Source organism: Luteimonas salinilitoris (assembly GCF_041300785.1).
Taxonomy (GTDB): domain Bacteria; phylum Pseudomonadota; class Gammaproteobacteria; order Xanthomonadales; family Xanthomonadaceae; genus Luteimonas; species Luteimonas salinilitoris.
In genome coordinates, this window is the sequence record NZ_JBFWIB010000022.1 from 1 (window position 1) to 20066 (window position 20066).

The 20066-nt window shown below is 69.9% G+C and carries 19 protein-coding genes; 11 read left to right on the plus strand and 8 right to left on the minus strand.

All coding sequences use genetic code 11. The features are described 5' to 3' along the window. Positions 1-133: 133 nt before the first annotated feature. From gcvT to AB5T46_RS19005, 4 genes are all read left to right on the plus strand, one after another. Entirely contained in the window at positions 134-1240 is a 1107-nt protein-coding gene (gene gcvT, locus AB5T46_RS18990) for a glycine cleavage system aminomethyltransferase GcvT (protein WP_370565671.1), read from the plus strand. A 48-nt stretch (positions 1241-1288) separates the two neighbouring features. Continuing rightward, positions 1289-1912 (plus strand): 2-hydroxychromene-2-carboxylate isomerase, encoded by a 624-nt coding sequence (locus AB5T46_RS18995; protein ID WP_370565672.1) that lies wholly within the window; start codon positions 1289-1291, stop codon positions 1910-1912. Between the two features lie 72 nt (positions 1913-1984). Further along, positions 1985-2380: a glycine cleavage system protein GcvH gene (gcvH, locus tag AB5T46_RS19000; protein WP_370565673.1), complete on the plus strand. Its 396-nt coding sequence runs from the start codon at positions 1985-1987 to the stop codon at positions 2378-2380. A 1106-nt stretch (positions 2381-3486) separates the two neighbouring features. Then, a complete protein-coding gene (locus tag AB5T46_RS19005; protein ID WP_370565709.1) occupies positions 3487-3942 on the plus strand; it encodes a hypothetical protein in 456 nt (151 codons plus the stop codon). Between the two features lie 157 nt (positions 3943-4099). On the opposite strand, the gene AB5T46_RS19010 is transcribed toward AB5T46_RS19005, so the two are convergent. Continuing rightward, the gene (locus AB5T46_RS19010) at positions 4100-5491 is read right to left on the minus strand and encodes a serine hydrolase domain-containing protein (RefSeq protein ID WP_370565674.1); all 1392 of its coding nucleotides are present in this window, start codon (positions 5489-5491) and stop codon (positions 4100-4102) included. A 94-nt stretch (positions 5492-5585) separates the two neighbouring features. On the opposite strand from AB5T46_RS19010, the gene AB5T46_RS19015 reads away from it, so the two are divergent. Next, a complete protein-coding gene (locus AB5T46_RS19015) occupies positions 5586-6176 on the plus strand; it encodes a LemA family protein (RefSeq protein ID WP_370565708.1) in 591 nt (196 codons plus the stop codon). Positions 6177-6336: 160 nt separating this feature from the next. Beyond that, positions 6337-8223, plus strand: coding sequence for a M48 family metallopeptidase (locus tag AB5T46_RS19020; protein ID WP_370565675.1), 1887 nt, complete (start codon positions 6337-6339; stop codon positions 8221-8223). A gap of 123 nt (positions 8224-8346) precedes the next feature. Here the strand turns inward: AB5T46_RS19020 and AB5T46_RS19025 are convergent, their stop codons facing one another. After that, positions 8347-8781 carry an NfeD family protein gene (locus tag AB5T46_RS19025; protein WP_370565676.1) on the minus strand — a complete coding sequence of 145 codons (435 nt, stop codon included), beginning with the start codon at positions 8779-8781 and terminating at the stop codon, positions 8347-8349. Positions 8782-8784: 3 nt separating this feature from the next. Then, complete coding sequence (locus AB5T46_RS19030; RefSeq protein WP_370565677.1) at positions 8785-9744, minus strand: SPFH domain-containing protein; 960 nt, start codon at positions 9742-9744, stop codon at positions 8785-8787. A gap of 121 nt (positions 9745-9865) precedes the next feature. Here AB5T46_RS19030 and AB5T46_RS19035 point away from each other — a divergent pair, with 121 nt between their 5' ends. Genes AB5T46_RS19035 through AB5T46_RS19045 form a run of 3 tightly spaced genes read left to right on the plus strand, consistent with a single transcriptional unit; the run spans position 9866 to position 12321 of the window. After that, a complete protein-coding gene (locus tag AB5T46_RS19035) occupies positions 9866-10531 on the plus strand; it encodes an RNA polymerase sigma factor (RefSeq protein ID WP_370565678.1) in 666 nt (221 codons plus the stop codon). Next, positions 10524-11105, plus strand: a complete 582-nt coding sequence (locus AB5T46_RS19040) for a hypothetical protein (RefSeq protein WP_370565679.1) — start codon at positions 10524-10526, stop codon at positions 11103-11105. Before AB5T46_RS19035 ends, AB5T46_RS19040 begins: the two co-directional genes overlap by 8 nt. A gap of 16 nt (positions 11106-11121) precedes the next feature. Beyond that, positions 11122-12321 carry a PDZ domain-containing protein gene (locus tag AB5T46_RS19045; protein WP_370565680.1) on the plus strand — a complete coding sequence of 400 codons (1200 nt, stop codon included), beginning with the start codon at positions 11122-11124 and terminating at the stop codon, positions 12319-12321. A 274-nt stretch (positions 12322-12595) separates the two neighbouring features. Here the strand turns inward: AB5T46_RS19045 and AB5T46_RS19050 are convergent, their stop codons facing one another. The 5 genes from AB5T46_RS19050 to AB5T46_RS19070 form a co-directional block, all read right to left on the minus strand. Beyond that, on the minus strand, positions 12596-13564 hold the full coding sequence (locus tag AB5T46_RS19050; protein ID WP_370565681.1) for a DUF6607 family protein: 969 nt from the start codon (positions 13562-13564) through the stop codon (positions 12596-12598). Continuing rightward, complete coding sequence (locus AB5T46_RS19055) at positions 13561-14196, minus strand: Hemin transport protein (RefSeq protein WP_370565682.1); 636 nt, start codon at positions 14194-14196, stop codon at positions 13561-13563. The genes AB5T46_RS19050 and AB5T46_RS19055 overlap by 4 nt, the downstream gene beginning before the upstream one ends. Before the next feature lie 4 nt (positions 14197-14200). Next, complete coding sequence (locus AB5T46_RS19060) at positions 14201-16426, minus strand: TonB-dependent hemoglobin/transferrin/lactoferrin family receptor (RefSeq protein ID WP_370565683.1); 2226 nt, start codon at positions 16424-16426, stop codon at positions 14201-14203. A gap of 171 nt (positions 16427-16597) precedes the next feature. Continuing rightward, positions 16598-16801, minus strand: a complete 204-nt coding sequence (locus AB5T46_RS19065; protein ID WP_370565685.1) for a hemin uptake protein HemP — start codon at positions 16799-16801, stop codon at positions 16598-16600. Between the two features lie 59 nt (positions 16802-16860). Continuing rightward, entirely contained in the window at positions 16861-17832 is a 972-nt protein-coding gene (locus AB5T46_RS19070; protein ID WP_370565686.1) for an aldo/keto reductase, read from the minus strand. Between the two features lie 435 nt (positions 17833-18267). On the opposite strand from AB5T46_RS19070, the gene AB5T46_RS19075 reads away from it, so the two are divergent. Both AB5T46_RS19075 and AB5T46_RS19080 read left to right on the plus strand, forming a co-directional pair. After that, positions 18268-18834, plus strand: a complete 567-nt coding sequence (locus tag AB5T46_RS19075) for a TMEM165/GDT1 family protein (RefSeq protein WP_370565687.1) — start codon at positions 18268-18270, stop codon at positions 18832-18834. Positions 18835-18876: 42 nt separating this feature from the next. After that, entirely contained in the window at positions 18877-20010 is a 1134-nt protein-coding gene (locus tag AB5T46_RS19080; protein WP_370565688.1) for a GGDEF domain-containing protein, read from the plus strand. Positions 20011-20066 lie beyond the last annotated feature (56 nt).

A 20066-nucleotide genomic window follows, 5' to 3' on the forward strand; every position in this document is an offset into this window, starting at 1 on the left:
CTCCCTCCCCCCCCCCCCCCCCCCCCCCCCCCCCCCCCCCACAGGTCACCCCCGGATCGCTGCCGCAGCCGGCCCCCGACCGCGCACGCCGCATCTGGGATAATGCCGGGCTTTCGCATACGAGCCTGCCGCCATGACCCGCAAGACCGTCCTCAACGACAGCCACCGTTCGCTCGGCGCCAAGATGGTCGACTTCGGCGGCTGGGACATGCCGCTCAACTACGGCTCGCAGATCGAGGAACACCACCAGGTACGGCGCGACGCCGGCATGTTCGACGTCAGCCACATGACCGTGGTGGACCTGCACGGCGCGCGGGTGCGGCCGTTCCTGCGGCGGCTGCTGGCCAATTCGGTCGACAAGCTGAAGAAGCCGGGCAAGGCGCTGTACGGCTGCATGCTCGATCCGCGGGGCGGCGTGATCGACGACCTGATCGTCTACTTCCTCGCCGACGATCACTTCCGCCTGGTGGTCAACGCCGCCACCCGCGTCAAGGACCTGGCGTGGATCGGCGAGCAGGCTGCCGACTTCGGCGTCGAGGTCCGCGAGCGTCCGGAACTGGCGATGATCGCGGTACAGGGGCCGAACGCCCGCGAGCGGGTCGCCGCACTGTTGCAAGCGGACGACCGGGACCGGGCCGCCAAGCTGTCGCGCTTCGCCGCGACCGAGGCGAAATCGGGCTCGGGTGCCAGCCTGTTCGTGGCCCGCACCGGCTACACCGGCGAGGACGGATTCGAGATCGTGCTGGCGGAAGCCGACACCGTCGGCTTCTGGAACGCGCTGCTGCAGGCCGGAGTGAGGCCGGCCGGACTCGGCGCACGCGACACCCTGCGCCTGGAAGCCGGCCTGGCACTGTACGGCCAGGACATGGACGAGGACGTCTCGCCGTACGAGGCGGCGCTCGGCTGGACCGTGGCGCTGGACGAGGGTCGTGCGTTCATCGGACGCGAGGCGCTGGAGCGGCAGCAGGCGGAAGGCGCCGCGCGGCAACTGATCGGCGTGGTGATGGACGAACGCGGCGTGCTGCGCCATGGGCAGCGCGTGCTCGGCGCCAGCGGCGAGGGCGAGATCCTGTCCGGCACGTTCTCGCCCACACTCGGCAAGGCGATCGCCTTCGCGCGCGTGCCCGCCGGCGATCCCGGCGAGGTCCGCGTCGACATCCGCGGACGCGAGGTGCCGCTGCGGGTGGTGAAGTTCCCGTTCGTGCGCGACGGCCAGGCGCAGCCGGGCGTGCTGGCCTAGGGCGGCGCCGGACTACAATCCGGCCTCGACCTCTCTTCCCGGATCGCCATGCCGAACCGCCGCAGGATCGACTACTACTTCAGCCTGATCTCGCCGTGGAGCTATCTCGGGCACGCGGCGCTGCACGACGTCGCGCGCGCCGCCGGCGCCGCGATCGACTACCGTCCGGTGCGCATCTTCGACCTGTTCGCGGCCAACGGCGGGGTGCCTCTGGGGCAGCGCGCGCCGGCACGGCAGCGCTACCGGTTGATCGAGTTGCAACGCTGGCGCGCTGCACGGGGGCTGCCGCTGAACCTGTCGCCCCGGCACTACCCGCTCGACATCGCCCTTGCCGATCGCGTGGCGATCGCCCTCGTCGAACGCGGCGAGGATCCGGCCGGCTACGTCGCCGACGCCTATCGCGCACTGTGGGCCGAGGACCGCGACCTGGCGGATCGCGACGTCCTCGCCGCACTGCTCGCAGGGCGCGGCCACGACGCCGCGGCGCTGGCGACGGCCGATGGCGAAGCCGTCGAGGCGCGCTATCGGCGCAACACCGATGCGGCCATCGCCGCGGACCTGCCCGGCCTGCCCGGCTACGTCGTCGACGACGAACCGTTCTGGGGACAGGACCGGATCGAGCAGTTGCAGGCGATGCTCGCCGAAGGCCGTCCGCCGCTGCGCGGGGGCTGACAACCCCGCCATCTCCTTCGCTACACTAGCGCCTGCTTCCACCACCGCGACCTGAAAACCCGGAGCCCACCCATGAGCGAGATCCCAGGCGACCTGAAGTTCATGAAGTCCCACGAGTGGGCGCGCGTCGAAGACGACGGCAAGGTCACGGTGGGCATTTCCGATCATGCGCAGGGCCTGCTCGGCGACCTGGTCTACGTCGACCTGCCTAGCGTCGGCGACAGCATCGAAGCCGGCAACGCCGCAGCCGTCGTCGAATCGGTGAAGGCGGCCTCGGACGTCTACGCGCCGGTCTCGGGGACCATCGTCGCGGTCAACACGGACCTGGCCGACAAGCCCGAAACCATCAACGAGGACGCCTACGGCGAGGGCTGGATCTTCGTGGTCCAGGCCGATGACGGTGACCAGCTCAACGAACTGCTCGATCCGGACGCCTACGCCGCGCTGCTCGAGGACGACGACCTCTGAGCTCTCCGCCCCGTGATTTCCGGGGCGATTCTCGCCGTCACGCGCCGCTCCGCAGCCGGCGGCCCCGGTCGGATACCGCCGCATTCGCGGCATGTCCGACGCGTCCGGGCAGCCGCACTGCCGCGACAAGCCCTCGCACGTTCCGAACCCCGCGCACCCGGCGGCGCGTCGATCCGATGCCGCGCCCAGTTCTCCACCCGAAGATGCGCCGCCCCGCCGGCATGCACCCGCGCCTGCTCTCGCACGACACCTGCTCCCGCCCGACATGTTTTCGACCGTGTCGTCGATGCCGACGGTCCATCCCCGCACCCGCTCGTTTCGGTCACCGTGAAGGCCGACGTCACGACGCGCGCATGCCCGATTCGAACAGCGCCGCATCGGCGACACCCGTTGCGCGAGTCGCCGGAAAGCACGCGAGGGTTCGCGCACTTTCGCGCAAATGGGGTTGTGCGACGCGATAACGAACGCCCCGCCTGACTGTTGCCGAACCGTTGTCGGCGTCCCCGTCCGGACCGTTGCCGACAAGGCATGCGCATCGTGCCGACTTGCACTGCGATGCGCACCGCCATCCATGCGCTTCGACAAAAGCGCTAAAAAGAAGTCATTTCCTGCACGCACTGACGATCGTCGCCGCCATCGGCGCCGCATTGCGCGCGCATCTCGCGCTTGCCTTCGACGCATGTGCCGGGACACACGCCGCTCCGGCCTTGCGAAATAATCGTGTCAGGGTGTTGACAGTTGAAAAAACCGTGATTAGGTTTCGCCCAAGCAGACGTTGCTGCAGGAACGAGTGATCCGCACCCAGACGAAAACGCACCACACAACTCAGCCTTCCGCCCCGAACTTGCCAAAGGTGGAATCAGTCTTCGTCTCTCCTGCAAAAACGCGACCCTTCATGACACCGCACCCGCGACGCATCGCGTCGCGGGTGTTTTCGTTACGACGCGGAACTGTCCGCGCACTCGTCCGCGATGGCGCGGACGGCACCGAATCCGTCCCGATGCGCGGTGCGCGTCGGCGGTTGATCGCGGGTCCGATACCCGCGATGCGTTTGCGTACTGGGCCTTAGAAGCAACAGCAAGTCCACTGACGAGGAGAGCCATCACATGGCCACGAAAAAAGCTGCAAAGAAACGTCCCGCCAAGAAGGCGGGCAGGAAGGTAGCGAAGAAGGCCGCCAAGAAGGCCGTCCGCAAGACCGCCAAGAAGGCCACCCGCAAGGTCGCCAAGAAGCGGCCGGCCGCTCGCAAGGTCGCCAAGAAGAAGGTTGCGAAGAAGAAGGTCGCCAAGAAGAAGGTTGCTAAAAAGAAGGTTGCTAAAAAGAAGGTCGCCAAGAAGAAGGTTGCCAAGAAGGTAGCCCGCAAGAAGACCGCCAAGAAGGCTGCGAAGAAGGTCGCCAAGAAGCGCCCGGCCAAGAAGGCGGCGAAGAAAGCCACCAAGAAGCGCGCCAAGAAGGCCGCCAAGAAGAAGCCGGCCAAGAAAGCCGCCAAAAAGAAAGCCAAACCTGCCAGACGGAAAGCGGCCCCCGTGGTGATTCCCGCCGCACCCGCACCGTTGATGTAAGCAAGTCCCGATTGTTCGTAATCAAGACTCCCTCTCCGCGCGCCCAGGCGGAGGGGGAGTTTTTTATGGACGACTTGCAGGGGCTCAGTGTGCAGCCGGCCGACGAGTGGGCCGCTGCCCGATCAGCGCCGCGAACGGAGTTGCCCCCGCGAACGGCTTATTGCGGGTTGGCGCGCGAGATCGATGCCCCCGCGCCGACGGAGTCGTTGCCCGGACGCCGGTCGCCGGCGTACAGCGTTTCGAAATCGACATCGAGCCACTGCTGCGACGGCAGGCCGATGGCGGTGTCGAGGATCGTCGGCAGCAGGCCGGACGGCAGGCTGCTTTCGCTGTTCCAGAGAATCACCAGGCCCAGGTCGCGCTCGGGCATGAGCGCCATCAAACCCCGGTAGCCCTGCACGGCGCCGCCATGGAAGACCAGGCGATGGCCGGAATAGTCGTAGATGCGCCAGCCCAATCCGTAACCGGCGGCATTGAGGCGTTGGCTGCGCCAGGAGGCCGAGCGGCTGCGCATCTCGCCGGGCGTGCCGACCACCGGGGCATGCAGGGTCGCCAGCAGCGGCGCGGGCAGCACGTCCGGACGATGGCCGCCGTGCGCGATCAGCCACTGCGCCATGTCCGAGATGCTGGCGTTGACGCCGGCGGCCGGCGCGACGCGGTAGTAGGTCGGCTTGGGCATCAGCGAATTCCAGCCCCTGCCGGCGCGCACGTGCGGCTTGGCCCAGCGCGCGCTGGCCTGGATGCCCTCCAGGCCAAGACTGGCGTCGTTCATGCCGAGCGGCTTTAACAGCCGGCGCGAGACCACCTCGTTGTAGAACTGGCCGGAGGTCGCGAACACCACGTCGCCGACCAGGCTGAAGGCGACGTTCTGATAGCTGTAGCAGTCGCCGGGCGCACAGGTCATCGGCGCCTGCGCCAGCTTCTGCACCAGGGTGTTGTAGTCGGCACCGCGCTCGATGTCGCGGTCGTAGGCATGGCGGGCGAGCCCGACGCGATGGCTGAGCACGTCGGCCACGGTGACGCGGCGCGCGGCGTCCGGATCCGACAGCTGCAGGCCGGGCATGTAGTCGACGACCTTGCTGTCCCAGCGCAGCGCGCCCTCGGAAACGAGAACGCCGGCGATGGTGCCGGCGAAGGATTTGGACAGCGAAGCGAGGCGGAACACCGTGTGGGCGTCGACCGGCTCGGCGGCGCGCACGTCGGTGATGCCGTAGCCGCGGGCGCTGAGCACGCGTCCGTTGTGCACGATCGCCATCGCCATGCCGGGGATGCGCTGGTCGGCGACCATCGCCTGCGCCATCGCCTCGAACTTGCGCACGTCGAAACCGGCGGCCAGCGGCATCGTCGTCGGAGGCGGCGGCACCTGCATCGGCCGCCCGTCGGTGGGCGCCGGGAACTCGGTCATGGTTTCCGGATGGACGGCCGGCGCCGCGTGCCGCTCCTGCGGCGTCTGCGCCGCTGATCCCAGCGCAACCGGCATCAACAATCCCACCAGTCCCGTCCGCCAGGCCCGTCCCCGTTGCCGAACCCGCCGCGTATTGTCTTTCATCGGGTCTGCCCCCTGCGTATGCTTGCCTTGCGGGCTGATCATAGCGCCTGATTCCAGACTTGCATGAACAAGGGGAAGTTCGATGGGTAGCATGCTGATCCTACTGGTGTTTCTCGGCGTCGTCGTGGCCTTCGCGCTGTGGGCGGTGGGCATCTACAACGGCCTGGTGACCGCCCGCAACGCCTTCAAGAACGCCTTCGCCCAGATCGACGTGCAGCTGCAGCGGCGCTTCGACCTGATCCCGAACCTGGTCGAGACCGCCAAGGGCTACCTGTCGCACGAGCGCGGGACCCTGGAAGCGGTGACCGCCGCGCGCACCGCGGCCCAGAGCGGGTTGTCGGCGGCCAAGGCCAGCCCGGGCGACCCGGCGGCGATGGCCGAGCTGGCGCAGACCCAGGGCGCGCTCAACGGCGCACTCGGCCGGCTGATGGTGGTGGTCGAGGCCTACCCCGACCTCAAGGCCAACCAGAACATGATGCAGCTCACCGAGGAGCTGACCAGCACCGAGAACCGGGTCGCGTTCGCGCGCCAGGCCTACAACGACTCGGTCATGGCCTACAACAACAAGCGCGAGGTCTTCCCCGCCAGCGTGGTCGCCGGCATGTTCAACTTCGCCGCCGCCGCGCTGCTGGAGATCCCGGACGACAAGGCCGAGGTGCGCGAGGCGCCGAAGGTCGAGTTCTGAAGGGCCGGGATTCGTGATTCGGGATTCGGGATTGGCAAGAGCAGCCGGCGTAGCCGGCGGCCGCGCCGTCCACGTTTGCGCCCGCCTGCCCGGACCGGCGTACCAGCCGGGCGGGTGAGTCCTGCTTTTTCGAATCACGAATCCCGAATCCCGGCCCTCAATGAACTTCTTCGAACGCCAGGCGCAGGCCCGTCGCAGCACCACCCGGCTGGTGGTGCTGTTCGCGCTCGCGGTGGCCGGCATCGTGCTCGCGGTCGACCTGGTGGTGCTGGCGACGGCCGGGCCGAAGCCGGGCCTGCTGGTGTTCGCCACCCTGGCGACCCTGGGCATCATCGGCCTCGGATCGCTCTACCGGATCTCCTCGCTGGGCGCCGGCGGCGAGGCGGTGGCCACGCAACTGGGCGGCGTGGCGGTCGCCGAGGACACCACCGATCCGCAACTGCGGCGCCTGCGCAACGTGGTCGAGGAGATGTCGATCGCCTCCGGCGTGCCGGTGCCCAAGATCTACGTGCTCGAGCACGAGGCGGGGATCAATGCCTTCGCCGCCGGCTACTCGCCGTCCGACGCCGCGGTGGCGGTGACCCGCGGCGCGCTCGAGCGGCTCAACCGAGACGAGCTGCAGGGCGTGATCGCGCACGAGTTCAGCCATGTCCTCAACGGCGACATGCGGCTCAACATCCGCCTGATGGGGATCCTGTTCGGGATCCTGATGCTGGGACTGATCGGCCGCAGGATCCTGGCGCACAGCTACGGCATCCGTGGCCGCGGCGCGATGGGAATCCTCGCGGCCGCGCTGGTGGCGTTGCTGATCGGGTACGTCGGACTGTTCTTCGGGCGCATGATCAAGGCCGGCATCAGCCGCTCGCGCGAGGTGCTGGCCGACGCCTCGGCGGTGCAGTTCACCCGCCAGTCCAGCGGCCTGGCCGGGGCGCTGAAGAAGATCGCCGGCCTGCAGGAAGGTTCGCAGCTGGCGCAACGCGGCGACGCCGAGGAAGTCAGCCACATGCTGTTCGGCGACGGCGTCGGCCTGAGCGGCCTGTTCGCCACCCATCCGCCGATCCTGCAGCGCATCCAGGCGCTGGAGCCGGGATTCCGGCCGGAACAGGTCGAGCGCCTGCGGGCGCAATGGCGCGCCGCGCCGCCGAACGGGCTGGAAGAGGACGTGCAGTTGGGCATCGCGGCGCACCGCGGTTCCGTCCTGCCCGGCGCCGCCGACGAGTTCGACCTGACCCCGCCGATGGTGTCCGCGCAAGTCGCGCACCCGCGGGACGACGACTATCGCCGCGCCGACGCCCTGGTCACCGCACTGCCGGAAGTCCTGCGGGTGCTGGCGCGCGAACGCGACGCCACCATGCCGCTGCTGCTGGCCCTGCTGCTCGACGGCGACGCCGAGGTGCGCCGGCGCCAGCACCAGGAGGTCGCCTCGCGCCTGGGCGCGCGCATCGCCGACCGCACTGCGCATCTGCGCGAGTCGCAGCTGCGGGCGTTGCATCCGATGCAGCGCCTGCCGCTGGCCGCGCTGGCTTTCCCGGTGCTGCGGTTGCGGCCGCGCCCGGATCTGGACACCTTCCTCGACACCATGCATGCGGTGGTCCATGCCGACGACCACGTCTCGCTGTTCGAATACTGCCTCGGGCGGTTGCTCGAGACCCAGGTACGCGAATCGCTGGACCCCGCGCGCCACGCCAGCTTCGGCCGCCGCAAGGCCGGCAGCGTGAAGCAGGAGTTCGCCACGATGCTGGCGGTGGTGGCGCATGCCGGCCATGCCGATCCGGCGGAAGCCAAGCGTGCCTACCTCGCCGGCCTGCAACGCGTGCTGCCGCGCGACCACCTGCCCTATGCGCCACCGGCCAACGGCGTGCTCGCGCTGGACGCGGCGTGGGAACCGCTGGACCGCCTCGATCCGCTCGCCAAGCAGGTGCTGGTGGAGGCTGTGACCGCCGCCGCGATGCACGACGGCCGCGTGTCGGTGGCCGAGGCCGAGCTGCTGCGCACGATCTGCGGCGTGCTGCATTGTCCGCTGCCGCCGATGCTGGAGCGGGGCTGAGCGGACCGCGAATGCCTGCGCAGACGTAGAGCCGAGCTTGCTCGGCTGCGCGGGCGCCGACCCCCCGGAGCAGCGGAGCAAGCTCCGCTCTACGGATAGGCGGATAGGCGGATAGGCCGCAGCTCAGGCTGAAGCCTCGACCCGCAGCACCATCCCGTCGGTCTCCACGACGCGCACCGGCACGCCAGCCTCCAGGTCCGGGCCTTCCACCACCCAGAACGCATCGCCGATCTTGATCCGTCCGCGCCCGCCGACGATCGGCTGGTCCAGCGGCACCACCCGGCCGACGTGCTGCGCGGCGCGCTTGTTGAGGGTCGGATGGTCGCTCTGGCGCGCGCGCTGGCGGAACCATTTGCGATAGACCTGGATCGACACGAAGCTCAGCACCACGAAGGCGCCGATCTGCGCCAGCAGCGGGATTCCGGGCACGAACAGCACCGCCAGGAACACCGCCACCGCGGCGAAGCCCATCCACAGCATGAAGGCACCCGGCGCCAGCGTCTCGGCGGCGAACAGCAGCAGCGCGATCGCGGCCCAGCCCACGACATCCCAACGCATGGCTCAGCCCTCCCGTTGCGGCGCCAGCCGCGCCTGGGTGGCGGTCTGCTGCTTGCCCAGCGCCTCCTTCGCCAGCTCGGCGATGCCGGCGATCGAGCCGATGATGCCGCTGGCCTCCATCGGCATCAGCACGAACTTCTGGTTGGGTCCGGTGGCGAGCTTCTCGAACGCGGCGACGTACTTCTGCGCGACGAAATAGTTGATCGCCTGCACGTCGCCCTGCGCGATCGCGTTGGAGACCATCTCGGTCGCCTTGGCCTCGGCCTCGGCCAGGCGTTCGCGCGCCTCGGCCTCGCGGAACGCGGCCTCCTTCTCGCCCTCGGCTTCCAGGATGGCCGCCTGCTTCTCGCCCTCGGCGCGCAGGATCGCCGACTGGCGGTGGCCCTCGGCCTCCAGGATCACCGCGCGGCGTTCGCGCTCGGCCTTCATCTGTCGCGCCATCGAGTCGATCAGGTCGCGCGGCGGCTGGATGTCGCGAATCTCGATGCGGGTGACCTTGATGCCCCAGGGATTGGTGGCCTGGTCGACCACGTTGAGCAGCTGCGCGTTGATGGTCTCGCGGTTGCTCAGCGATTCGTCCAGGTCCATCGAGCCGATCACGGTACGGATGTTGGTCTGCACCAGGGCGATGGATGCGATCTCGAGGTTGGAGACCTCGTACGCGGCCTTGGCGGCGTCCAGCACCTGGAAGAACACCACGCCGTCGACCTTGACCACCGCATTGTCCTTGGTGATCACGTCCTGGCTGGGCACGTCCAGCACCTGCTCCATCATGTTGATCTTGCGGCCCACGCCGTAGACCACGGGGATCAGGAAATGCAGCCCCGGATCCATGGTGTGGGTGTACTTGCCGAAACGTTCGACGGTCCATTCGTAGCCCTGCGGCACCATCCGCACGGTCTTGAACAGCACGATGATGCCGGCGACCAGCAACACTGCCGCCAGAAAGGCCGATGCCCCCATGATTTTCTCCCCTTGGTCTATCCCTGGATCCCCCTGACCCAGGGGCCAGTATAGGACGAAGGGGCGCAGCGGCCGCCCCCCCTGCGACGCTTTCGCCCCGGCGTGCATCCAGAATGTAGGAATGGTCACGGAACCGCCGCACCCCGCTCCGCCCGCGCCCTGCCCGGCCCCCGTGCCGGCGCGGAACGCCGCGGCGTCGCCGGAATCCGGGCCGGCGGCGCGCTCGAGCTTCGCCATCGAGGTGCCGGACGTGCTGCTGGCGCGGGCGCGGCGCGGCGACCGCGCCGCCTTCGAGCAGCTGTACCGCTGGTTCGAACGGCCCGCATTCACCCTGGCGCTGCGCATCTGCGGCGACCGCGAGGAGGCTTCGGAAGTGCTGCAGGACACGATGCTGAAGATGATCGACCGGATCGGCGAGTTCCGCGGCAGCAGCCCGTTCTGGGGCTGGCTGCGGCAGATAGCGGTCAACGAGGCGCTGATGCGGCTGCGCCGCCGCCGGCGCCTTGGCGAGACGCTCGACATCGACGCCCACGAACCGGCCGGCGAGCAACCCCCGCCCTCGGCCGCCGCCGACGCGGCGCAGTTGCAGCGCGCGCTGGCGGCGCTGCCGGCGGCCACCCGCAGCGTGCTGTGGCTGTACCACGCCGAGGGCTACACCCACGACGAGATCGGCGCGCTGATGCGGCGCACGTCGAGCTTCTCCAAGTCGCAACTGGCGCGCGGCAGCCGGCGCCTGCGCGAGCTGCTCGACGCCCCTGCCGTCGCACCGGAATCCGCCCATGCCTGATCGCGCCCACAACCACACCGCGCCCGGCGACTGGCAGACCGCCTTGGCCGCGTTGCCGCAGGAGACGCCGCCGGCCGGCGGCTGGAACGCGGTCACGACGCGGCTCGATGCCCGCCGGCGGCGCTGGCCGCTGTGGACCGCCGCGGCCGCCGTGCTGCTGCTGGCCGTCGCGCTGCCCTGGCGGCTGCAGCTCCGCGACGGGGCCCCGGGCGAGGCGCACGGTACCGCCGCCACCGATACCGGCGCGGCCCCGGCGGCTCCGCCGGCGGGCCCGGTCGACGCGACGCTCGAAGCGCTCTACGTCGAGTCGGCGCAGCTCGAGGCGCTGGTCCCGCTGATGCAGGACACGCGCGTGTCCAGCGGCAGCGCGGCGTTGCTGGCCGGCGAACTGGAGACGCGGCTTGCCCTGATCGACGCCACGCTGACGCAGCCCGACCTGCCCCCCGATCGCGAACTGGCGCTGTGGCAGGCACGCGTCGACACCCTGCGCACGCTGGCCGGATTCGAAGGCACGCGTCGCTGGCTGGCCGCCAACGGCAGCCATTACGACCCGGTCCTCGTCCGCATCGACTGACCCACGGAGAAACCGCATGACCCGCAGTCCCCTCATCCCGCGTTTCCTCTGCGCCGCGCTGGCGTTGCTGTTCGGCGGTGCCGCGCATGCGCAGCAGGCCGAAGACGACAAGGCGCTGGCCGAGGCGCGCGCCGAGCTCGCTCGTGCCGCCGCGCTCGTCGCCGAACTGTCGGAGGAGCGGATCGCCGGCGACGCGCGCATCGGCGAGCTGCGGCAGCGCCTCGCCGGGCGCCCGGTGCTCGGCGTGCTGCTGGCGCCCGATCCGCAGGCCGGCGTGCGCATCGCCGGGGTGACGCCCGATGGCGCCGCCGCCGAGGCCGGCCTGCGCAGCGGCGACCGTCTGGCGTCGATCGACGGCAGCCGCATCCTCGGCAGCAGCGGCGAACTGCGCGCCGCCAATGCGCGCAAGCTGCTGGCCGGGCTGTCCGCCGACACCCCGGTGCGGCTGGGCTATGAACGCGACGACCGTAGCGCAATGGTCACGGTGACGCCCAGGATCGGCCGCGGTGCGGTGCTGCTGCGCGATACCGACCTGTCCGAAGCGCTGCTCGAGGCGCGGACACAGGCCTCGGAGGGGCTCAGGCAGGCCACCGACGCCATGCGCGACGTCCAGATGCCGGACATCGCCGCCGAAGTGCAGGCGGCACTGGCGGCGACGGACATCTCTGCCGAAGTGCAGGCCGCACTGGCGGAATCGAACATCGCCGCCGAGGTGCGCCGTGCGCTCTCCGGCTCCGGACTGTCGACGGATTGCGACGGCGACGACTGCGCGCCGCCGATGCTGCTGTCCGCGTTCCGCTGGAGCGGCCTCAACCTGGCGACGATCGATCCGCAGCTGGGCCGATATTTCGGCACCTCGCGCGGCGTGCTGGTGCTGTCCAGCGGCGAACTCGACGGGCTGCAGGCCGGCGATGTGATCCAGCGCATCGACGGCCGCGACGTCGGCACGCCGCGTGAGGTGATGGCCGCGCTGCGCGACAAGCCTGCGGACGCCAAAGTCCCCGTGACCTACCTGCGCGACCGCAAATCCGCGACCACGCCGATCACCGTGCCGAAGCTGCGGCCGTTGCGCATTCCGGCGCCGCCGGCACCGCCACGCCCACCGAAGCCACCCGCGCCGCCTGACGCGCGCGCGCCCGAAGCGCCGCCTGCGCCACCGAAACCGCCGGCCCCGCCGGCCGCGATGCAGGCTCCTGCCCTTGCGTCCGGCGCCTGACGACGCCGTCCACACCGTCCAACCGCGCCGGCATCGCGGGCATGGCCCGCTCCTACGAAAAACCACATGCCCGCTGCACCCACGTAGGAGCGCGCCATGCGCGCGATGCCCGCATCATCACCGACACCGCGCACGCGAGATCGCCCGTCCAACCACCAGACCAACGCGAGCACTGCGCTGCCGCCTTATCCGCGCTCATCCGCGCCAATCCGCGTCAAAGACTTTCTCGACGCGGATCGACCCGGACAAGAGACGCGGATAAAAATGGATCGCGCTAGTGCGCCCGCACCGGATCCGCAGGCGCGGCCTCGACCCACTCGGCGAAGGCGGCGTCGATCTCGGCATCGGCCACGGTGTCGCCGTCCTGCACGCGCTGGGCCTGCTCGAACAGCGGAATGATCAGCGCCATGCCGTCGATCTCCGTCTTCAGCCGCAGACCGGGCGGTTGCGACAGCAGCGCGTCCCAGCGCGAGCGCACCTTCGCCCAGTAGTCGCGGGTGGCCGTCCAGTAGTCGTAGGCCGGGGTGAAATCGGTGTCGCTGCCCTTGCGGTAGTCGTTGAAGCCGAACTCGCGCACTAGCGTGCGCGAGCCGCCGTCGGCATCGCGCACGGTCTTGGTATTGTCCTGCTCGTGGGTCCAGCCGCCGGGCACGATGGTGTGGCGGTTCTCGACGTTGAGCGCGTTGTAGTCCTCGCGGGTGGTGTACTCGCGCCGCGGCAGCGGGCGCCAGCTGCGGTCCGAGGTCCAGGTGGACACGCCGTACCCGTGGTTCCAGCGCCCCGTGCCGCAGTAGCGCGGCGCATCGCTGACCTCGTACACGCACTGGGTCCAGGCGCCGCGCGTGGCCTCGGCGGGAATGTCGCGCACGTGCCAGGTCTGGTCGGCGCTGAACTCGAAGCGGCGCGGCGCCTCGTACATCCAGTCCTGGCGCCAGTGCTTGGTGACGTGGCCGCTCTTCGGATCGACCAGGATGTGCTGCAGCACCACCCGGGCCGGGCTGTCCTCGACCACGATCACCACCTCGCTGGCGCCGCTGCGCTTGGCCGGCGCGCGCTCGTAGTCCGGCGCCAGGATCACGGTCTCGTCGAAACTGAAGTCGACGTCGTACTCGCCCTGCATGGCGAGGATCGCGGTGCGATCCCGCTGCGGATCCGGTTGCGGCGTCGGCTCCGCAGCGGCGGCGGCGCAGGCCAGCGACAGCGACAGGGCGGTGGCGAGCGAAAAAACATTGGCTGGCGTCATGACGGCATCCTGGTATCGAGTTGGACGGTGGGATAAAGGGTGGCCGCGCGCGCGTCGGCTGCAGCGCGCGCAGCGCGCTCGCAGCAGCATTCGTGGACGCGGGCGGCATTGCCCGCCGCCTGCTCGCGTGCGATCCGCAACGCCATCGCGGCGCCCAGCGCCGAGACGGTCGCCAGGCTGGCTGCGAGCAGCGCATGCCCGGCGAAGCCGGGACCGGGACTCGGCGCGCACAACCGCAAGACGCTGCACTGCCACTGTGGCGCGGCCAGGTGTCCGGCGAGGCCGCGCCACAGCCGCTCGGCGATGCCTTCGTCGTCATTGCCGGGCGCCGCCGGCAATCGCGAGGCGAGCCGCTCCCAGGCGAGAAAATCGCTGTCGGGCAGCAGGAACAGGCGCCAGCAGCAGTGACCGTCGCGGTCGTGAAAGGCGAGGCTGGCGCGCAGGCCGTCGCTGTCCAGGCCGCTATGCACCTCGGCGCGCAGCGCCCGGCTCCATCCCGCCAGCTCGCCGCCGTCCTGCGCGCGGTACAGGCAGAGCACGGTGCCCAGCGCGGCGAGTTCGCGCGGTTGCGGCAATGCCGCGACGGGCGAATGCACGGCGGTCGTTTCGGCGATGGCGCGGGCCGCGGTCATCCGCTCAGAATTCCACCGCCAGACTGACGGCGACATTGCGGCCCGGCGCGGTGTAGCGGTCGAGCGTGCTGGCCGCGGCGACCGCCATCGGCAGGTCGCCGGCCGACCAGTACTTGCGGTCGGCGAGGTTGAACACGCCGACGTTCAGCCGCGTGCCGGGGGCGAAGTTCCAGTGCGCGTAGAGATCGAGCACGCCGTAGCCGCCGCTGCGGTACAGCGCCGGATCGGAGACGCGGTCGCGGCCGGCGGCGAAGCGCCCGGCGAGTTCCGCGCCCCAGGTATCGGTGTCATAGACAATGCCGAGCGCGGCGGTGAGCGGATCGACCGAGTCGAGCGGCACGTCCCCGGTGCGATCCTCGCCGCGCGACCAGGCGGCCGCGCCCTGCAGCGACCAGCCCTGCCAGGCCGGCGCCAACGCGCCGAGGTCGACGCCGGCCTTCAACTCGGCGCCGTAGATGCGCGCGTCGGCGACGTTCTGCGACTGGAACACCATCAGGCCCCGCTCGTCGAAGCCGACCAACCGGAACGATTCGATGAAATCCTCGTAGCGGTTGTAATAGCCGGTCAGCCCGGCATAGACCGCGTCGCCGACGAAGCGGATGCCGGCTTCGAGCCCGTCGCTGGTCTCCGGCTTGAGATCGGGATTGGCGATCGCGGTGTAGCCGAACATGACGTTGGTGAAACCGACATTGACGTCGTTGTACGGCGGCGCGCGGAAGCCGCGCGCATAGCCGGCGAACAGCGACCAGTCGCCGGCGAACTTCCACACCGCGCCCAGCTTGGGCGAGACCTGGGTTTCGGTGAGGTCGCTGACCGCGACGCCCGGGTTGTCCTCGGCGAAGATGCCGTCGACCTCCGGCTTGAGTTCGTAGTGGTCCACCCGCAGCGCCGGCACCAGCCGGAACGCGCCGCCGGCGAAGGCGATCTCGTCCTGCACGTACAGGGCCGCGGTGGTGGTCTCGCTGATCGGGAAGTCGCGCACCGGGAACACGTCCGGCAGCATCCTGTTGGTGGTGTCGCCGGTGATCAGATTGGTGACCATGCCGTCACGCTTCTGCCGGGTCTCGGTGCGCGCCAGGTCCAGGCCCCAGGTCAGGTCGTGCTGCGCGGCGCCGGCGAAGGCCTTGTGGAAATTCGCCTGCAGCCCGTAGACGCGCTGGTCGAAGTTGAAGCTGCGCTGGCGCCGCTCCGGCACGCCGGCGGCGGTGACGCGCTCCTCCAGCGTGTCCTGGGTGGTCTCGCTGTCCTGGCGGTAGACCTGCCAGTCGAGTGCGTCGGAAAAACCGGCATCCAGCATGTCCATCTCGTGCGCGAGGGCGACGCGCGCGCGGGTCTGGTGGTCGTCGGCCAGCACCCGGGTATTGGTGGCGCCGGTCATCGCCTGGAACCCGTGCGAGGTCAGCACGTCGGTGTCGGCGCGGTCTTCGTTGCCTTCCACTGTCAGCCGGAACCGCTGCCCGGCCGACGGCGCGAACACCAGCCTGGACAGCACGCTGCGGCCGTCGCGGTCCTGGGGGTTGGGCGCGGTGCGCGCGGCGCCGACACTGTCGCTATCGCCCTGGTTCTCGGTTTCCCGTCCCTGGCGATGGTTCACCGTCACCAGGCCCGACCAGCGATCGCCGCCGAAGGCGCCGGTGGCGCCGGCGAACAATCCGTCCCAGTCGCTCTCGGCGCCGAGCTTGAAGCCGAAATGGGCATCCCTGCCCACCTCCAGATAATCCGAAGGGTCCTTGCTCACGAAGGAGACCACGCCGCCCAGCGCGTCGGAGCCGTACAGCGAACTGCTCGGCCCGCGCACCACCTCCACGCGCTTGAGCGTGTCGAGATCGACGAAGTTGCGGTTGGCGTTGGAGAAGCTGCCGATCGAGAACGCGTCCGACACCGGGATGCCGTCGACCAGGATGCGCACGCGGTTGCCGCCGAGCCCGCGGATGCGGATGTCGCCGATGCCGAAGCGGCCGAACGACTCGGTGACGGTGATGCCGGGCTCGTAGCGGAACAGGTCCTTGAGGTCGCGCACGATCAGCTCGTCCATGCGCTCGCGCTCGATCACGTCGACGGTATTGGGCACGTCGACGATGGCGCGCTCGGTGCGGGTGGCGGTGACCACCACGCGGTCGAATTCGGCGGTACCGGCATCGGCCCCCGCATCCGGTGCGGCCGCGGTTTCGGCGAAGGCCGTGCCGGGCAGCGCCAGGCACACGGCAAGAAACAACGGGTTCGGACGCATGTCGTGCTCGCGGAATGAAGAAGCGGGCGGCGAGCTGGCGTCCGGCGGAGCCGGGGGGCGGGCAGCCTGGAGAGAAGCGGCAACGGGCGCGAAGGGCTCCGCGCCCGGAAATACGGTTCGGCGTCCGGGCTCCGTTCGGGGGCGCCGGGCGCCGGAGCGATCGGAGCGGGACTACTTGGTCAGGATCAGCTTGTCGTTGCGGGTGTGGCGCAACCGGTAGCATTCGCCGCCGTGGCGGATCCTCACCTCGCGCTGGCCCTGCAGCAGGCGCGCGCTGTCGACCTCGACGCCATCGCGCAGCGCGGTCGGCAGGGTGGAACCGGCATCTGCCGGGTGGACGTCGGATGAAGTCTCGTGCGGGCGGTTCGCAAGCATCGGCGTACTCCTGACGGGAGGACAACGATGTTAATGATTCTCATTTGCCTGTCAATAGGCTAGCGGACCGACGCCTCCACCCGCTGCCACACCGCGTCCTCGAACCGCTCGTTCAACTCCAGCGCCTCCAGGTTCTGCAGCAGTTGCTCCACCCGGCTCGCGCCCAGCAGCACCGTCGACACGTGCGGGTTGCGCAGGCACCAGGCGATCGCCAGCGGCGCCGGCGCCACGCCCAGCTCGGCGGCGAGCGCGGTGAAGGCGCGGGCACGCTCGACGCGGCGCTGTTCGCCGTCGCCGATGACCCAGCGCTGCAGCCATTCGTAGCCTTCCTGGCCCAAACGGGTATCGCCGACCACCCCTGCGTTGTACTTGCCGGTCAGCAACCCGGAGGCCAGCGGCGACCAGATGGTGGTGCCCAGCCCGATCTCGCCGTACAGCGGCGCGTATTCCAGCTCCACGCGTTCGCGGTGCAGCAGGTTGTACTGCGGCTGTTCCATCGTCGGCGGGTGCAGCCGGTGCTTGCGTGCCAGGTCGGCCGCCTCGCGGATCCGCGCCGCCGGCCACTCCGAGGTGCCCCAGTACAGCACCTTGCCCTGGCGGATCAGCGTGTCCATCGCCCATACCGTCTCCGCCACCGGCGCGTCCGGATCCGGGCGATGGCAGAAGTACAGGTCGAGATAGTCCACGCGCAAGCGCTTGAGCGCCGCGTGGCAGGCGTCGTGGACGTGCTTGCGCGACAGCCCCTTCTGCGTCGGTCGGGGCGCCTCCGCGGCGCCAAAGAACACCTTGCTCGACACGCAGAAGCCGTCGCGCGGCAACCGCAGGTCGGCGATCACGTCGCCCATCATCCGCTCCGCCTCGCCGTTGGCGTAGCCCTCGGCGTTGTCGAAGAAGTTGACGCCATGGTCCCAGGCCGCCGCGATCAGCTCGCGCGCGGCACTGCGGCCCACCTGGTTGCCGAACGTGACCCAGGCGCCGAACGACAGCGCGGACAACTGCAGGCCGGAATGGCCGAGGCGTCGGTATTGCATGGGAAGGCTCCGTCGGGGCGGACCGGCAGTTTAGGGGAGGCGCGCCAGACAGACCTTTCCGTGCGGTGAAATTCGGCCCGTCGCCACGGGCGGTGCCAATGAATAGCCGGGTTCTGTCCGTTGCCGCGAAGCAAAATGGATCCCGGCTTGACCAGCCATTCGGCTGTTGAAAGCCGCCGGGATGACGGTTGACAGGCTATCGGCGAGCGCGACGCTGCTTCCCGACCCACAGCCCTCTTCCCTTACAATGTCGGCACTACCTTTCGGGGAGTAGCCCACCCGCCATCGGCGGGGCCGCGCGTCAACACGCTTGGCGATCGCCATGGCACGCGGGACTCAGGTCGGGCAAGACCGGAGGCAGACATCGCGCACACCCGGCCGGGCGGCGTCGATGTCGCCTGCCGTCTTGTGAATGCCCGGCCGCGGATGTCCCCCTTGGACGCGTTGTTCGTCTCCACTTTCGCGGTCGCCGTCGCCGAGATCGGCGACAAGACCCAGTTGCTGGCGCTGTTGCTGGCGGCCCGCTATCGCAAGCCGTGGCCGATCGTCGCCGGCATCCTGCTGGCGACCCTGCTCAACCATGCCCTGGCGGCCTGGTTCGGCGCGGCGCTGTCGGAATGGCTGCCGGCGGGCGTGCTGCGCTGGCTGGTCGCGGGCAGTTTTCTGGCGATCGCGCTGTGGACGCTGCGCCCGGACCGGCTGGAGGAGGACGAACGCCGCAAGGCCGGCCCAGGCGGCGCATTCCTGGCGACGCTGGTGGCCTTCTTCCTCGCCGAGATCGGCGACAAGACCCAGGTGGCGACGGTGCTGCTGGCGGCGAAATACGAAGCGTTGGCGCAGGTGATCGCCGGCACGACGCTGGGCATGCTGGTCGCCAACATCCCGGTGGTGGTGTTGGGCGCGCGTTTCGCCGAGCGGCTGCCGCTGCGGGCGGCACGGATCGCCGCGGCGTTGCTGTTCCTGGCGCTGGCCGCCTGGGTGGCGTGGCGTGGCATCGGCTGAACCCGCGCCACGCTATGCTCCGCCACGGAGGGCCGGAAACCGATGCGAGAGGCCGAGAGGGGACTGTCCGCGATCGTCGCCAACCTGCTGGCGCATCCGGACGAGCTGATGCTGGAGCTGGGCGCCGGCGGCGAGCTGCTGGTTGCACGGGTGCGCGCGGTGCTGTGCGCGATCGTGCTGCTGCTGCCGCTGCTGGCGGCCGCCGGCGGCGCCAGCACCACGGAAGTGCTGATCGGGCTCGGCACCGCGGTCTTCATCAACCTGATGGCGCAGGTCTGGCTCGCGCTGGCGCGCAACCTGCGCCGGCACCGCTGGCTGCCGCACGCGACCAGCATCTACGACGTCACCGTGACCAGTTGCGTGCTGGCGCTGCTGGGCTGGTACGACCCGGTGGCGGGAATGAACAGCGCCGTGGTCTGGTGCTTCTACGCGATCGCCATCCTGCTCACCGCGCTGCGCAACGACGGCCGCCTGACGCTCTACATCGGCGCGTTGGCCATGCTGCAGTACGCGCTGCTGGTGACCATGATCTTCCTGCTGGCGCCGTCGCAACGCCTGGTGTCGATCGACTATGGCAGCGCCTCGATCGGCGCGCAGGCGGAACGGCTGGTGCTGCTGCTGATCGTGACGGTGTTGACCGCCGCCATCGTCTATCGCATGCAGCGCCTGGTGGACCTCTCCGGCCGCGACGGCCTGACCGGCCTGCCCAACCGCACCTGGCTGCTGCAGAGCATGCCGCGCGCGTTCGCGGCGACACGCGCCTCCGGCGCCTCGCTGACGCTGGCATTGCTGGACCTGGATGGATTCCACCGCATCAACGACGAGGCCGGCCATCAGGGCGGCGACCGCGCGATCCGCCAGGTGGCCGCGGAACTGAGCGAGATGCTCGAGGAAAGCGAGCACATCGCCCGGATCGGCGGGCAGGAATTCGTGCTGCTGCTGCGCTGCCCCGTCGGCAGCGCCTGGGAACGACTGGACCGCCGGCGCCGGCTGCTGGCCGAACGCCCGTTCCAGGCCGGCCGCGGCACCGATCCGCAACGCCTGACCTTCAGCGCCGGGCTCGCCGCCTGGCCGCAGGACGGCACCGATACCTCAGCGCTGCTCGGCAGCGCCGACCGCCGCCTGCAGCAGGCCAAGCGCGAGGGACGCAACCGGGTGGTGGCGCGCGACGGGTGAAGGCCGGAAATGGGGAATCGGGAAAGCGTGACGCCGCCTTTGCTCGTCATCCCGGC

Excerpts from the sequence above, each read along its gene's own strand:
- gcvT (WP_370565671.1), top strand. The coding sequence starts at position 134 with ATGACCCGCAAGACCGTCCTCAACGACAGCCACCGTTCGCTCGGCGCC.
- AB5T46_RS18995 (WP_370565672.1), top strand. The coding sequence starts at position 1,289 with ATGCCGAACCGCCGCAGGATCGACTACTACTTCAGCCTGATCTCGCCG.
- gcvH (WP_370565673.1), top strand. The coding sequence starts at position 1,985 with ATGAGCGAGATCCCAGGCGACCTGAAGTTCATGAAGTCCCACGAGTGG.
- AB5T46_RS19005 (WP_370565709.1), top strand. The coding sequence starts at position 3,487 with ATGGCCACGAAAAAAGCTGCAAAGAAACGTCCCGCCAAGAAGGCGGGC.
- AB5T46_RS19010 (WP_370565674.1), bottom strand. The coding sequence starts at position 5,491 with ATGAAAGACAATACGCGGCGGGTTCGGCAACGGGGACGGGCCTGGCGG.
- AB5T46_RS19020 (WP_370565675.1), top strand. The coding sequence starts at position 6,337 with ATGAACTTCTTCGAACGCCAGGCGCAGGCCCGTCGCAGCACCACCCGG.
- AB5T46_RS19025 (WP_370565676.1), bottom strand. The coding sequence starts at position 8,781 with ATGCGTTGGGATGTCGTGGGCTGGGCCGCGATCGCGCTGCTGCTGTTC.
- AB5T46_RS19030 (WP_370565677.1), bottom strand. The coding sequence starts at position 9,744 with ATGGGGGCATCGGCCTTTCTGGCGGCAGTGTTGCTGGTCGCCGGCATC.
- AB5T46_RS19035 (WP_370565678.1), top strand. The coding sequence starts at position 9,866 with ATGGTCACGGAACCGCCGCACCCCGCTCCGCCCGCGCCCTGCCCGGCC.
- AB5T46_RS19040 (WP_370565679.1), top strand. The coding sequence starts at position 10,524 with ATGCCTGATCGCGCCCACAACCACACCGCGCCCGGCGACTGGCAGACC.
- AB5T46_RS19045 (WP_370565680.1), top strand. The coding sequence starts at position 11,122 with ATGACCCGCAGTCCCCTCATCCCGCGTTTCCTCTGCGCCGCGCTGGCG.
- AB5T46_RS19050 (WP_370565681.1), bottom strand. The coding sequence starts at position 13,564 with ATGACGCCAGCCAATGTTTTTTCGCTCGCCACCGCCCTGTCGCTGTCG.
- AB5T46_RS19055 (WP_370565682.1), bottom strand. The coding sequence starts at position 14,196 with ATGACCGCGGCCCGCGCCATCGCCGAAACGACCGCCGTGCATTCGCCC.
- AB5T46_RS19060 (WP_370565683.1), bottom strand. The coding sequence starts at position 16,426 with ATGCGTCCGAACCCGTTGTTTCTTGCCGTGTGCCTGGCGCTGCCCGGC.
- AB5T46_RS19065 (WP_370565685.1), bottom strand. The coding sequence starts at position 16,801 with ATGCTTGCGAACCGCCCGCACGAGACTTCATCCGACGTCCACCCGGCA.
- AB5T46_RS19070 (WP_370565686.1), bottom strand. The coding sequence starts at position 17,832 with ATGCAATACCGACGCCTCGGCCATTCCGGCCTGCAGTTGTCCGCGCTG.
- AB5T46_RS19080 (WP_370565688.1), top strand. The coding sequence starts at position 18,877 with ATGCGAGAGGCCGAGAGGGGACTGTCCGCGATCGTCGCCAACCTGCTG.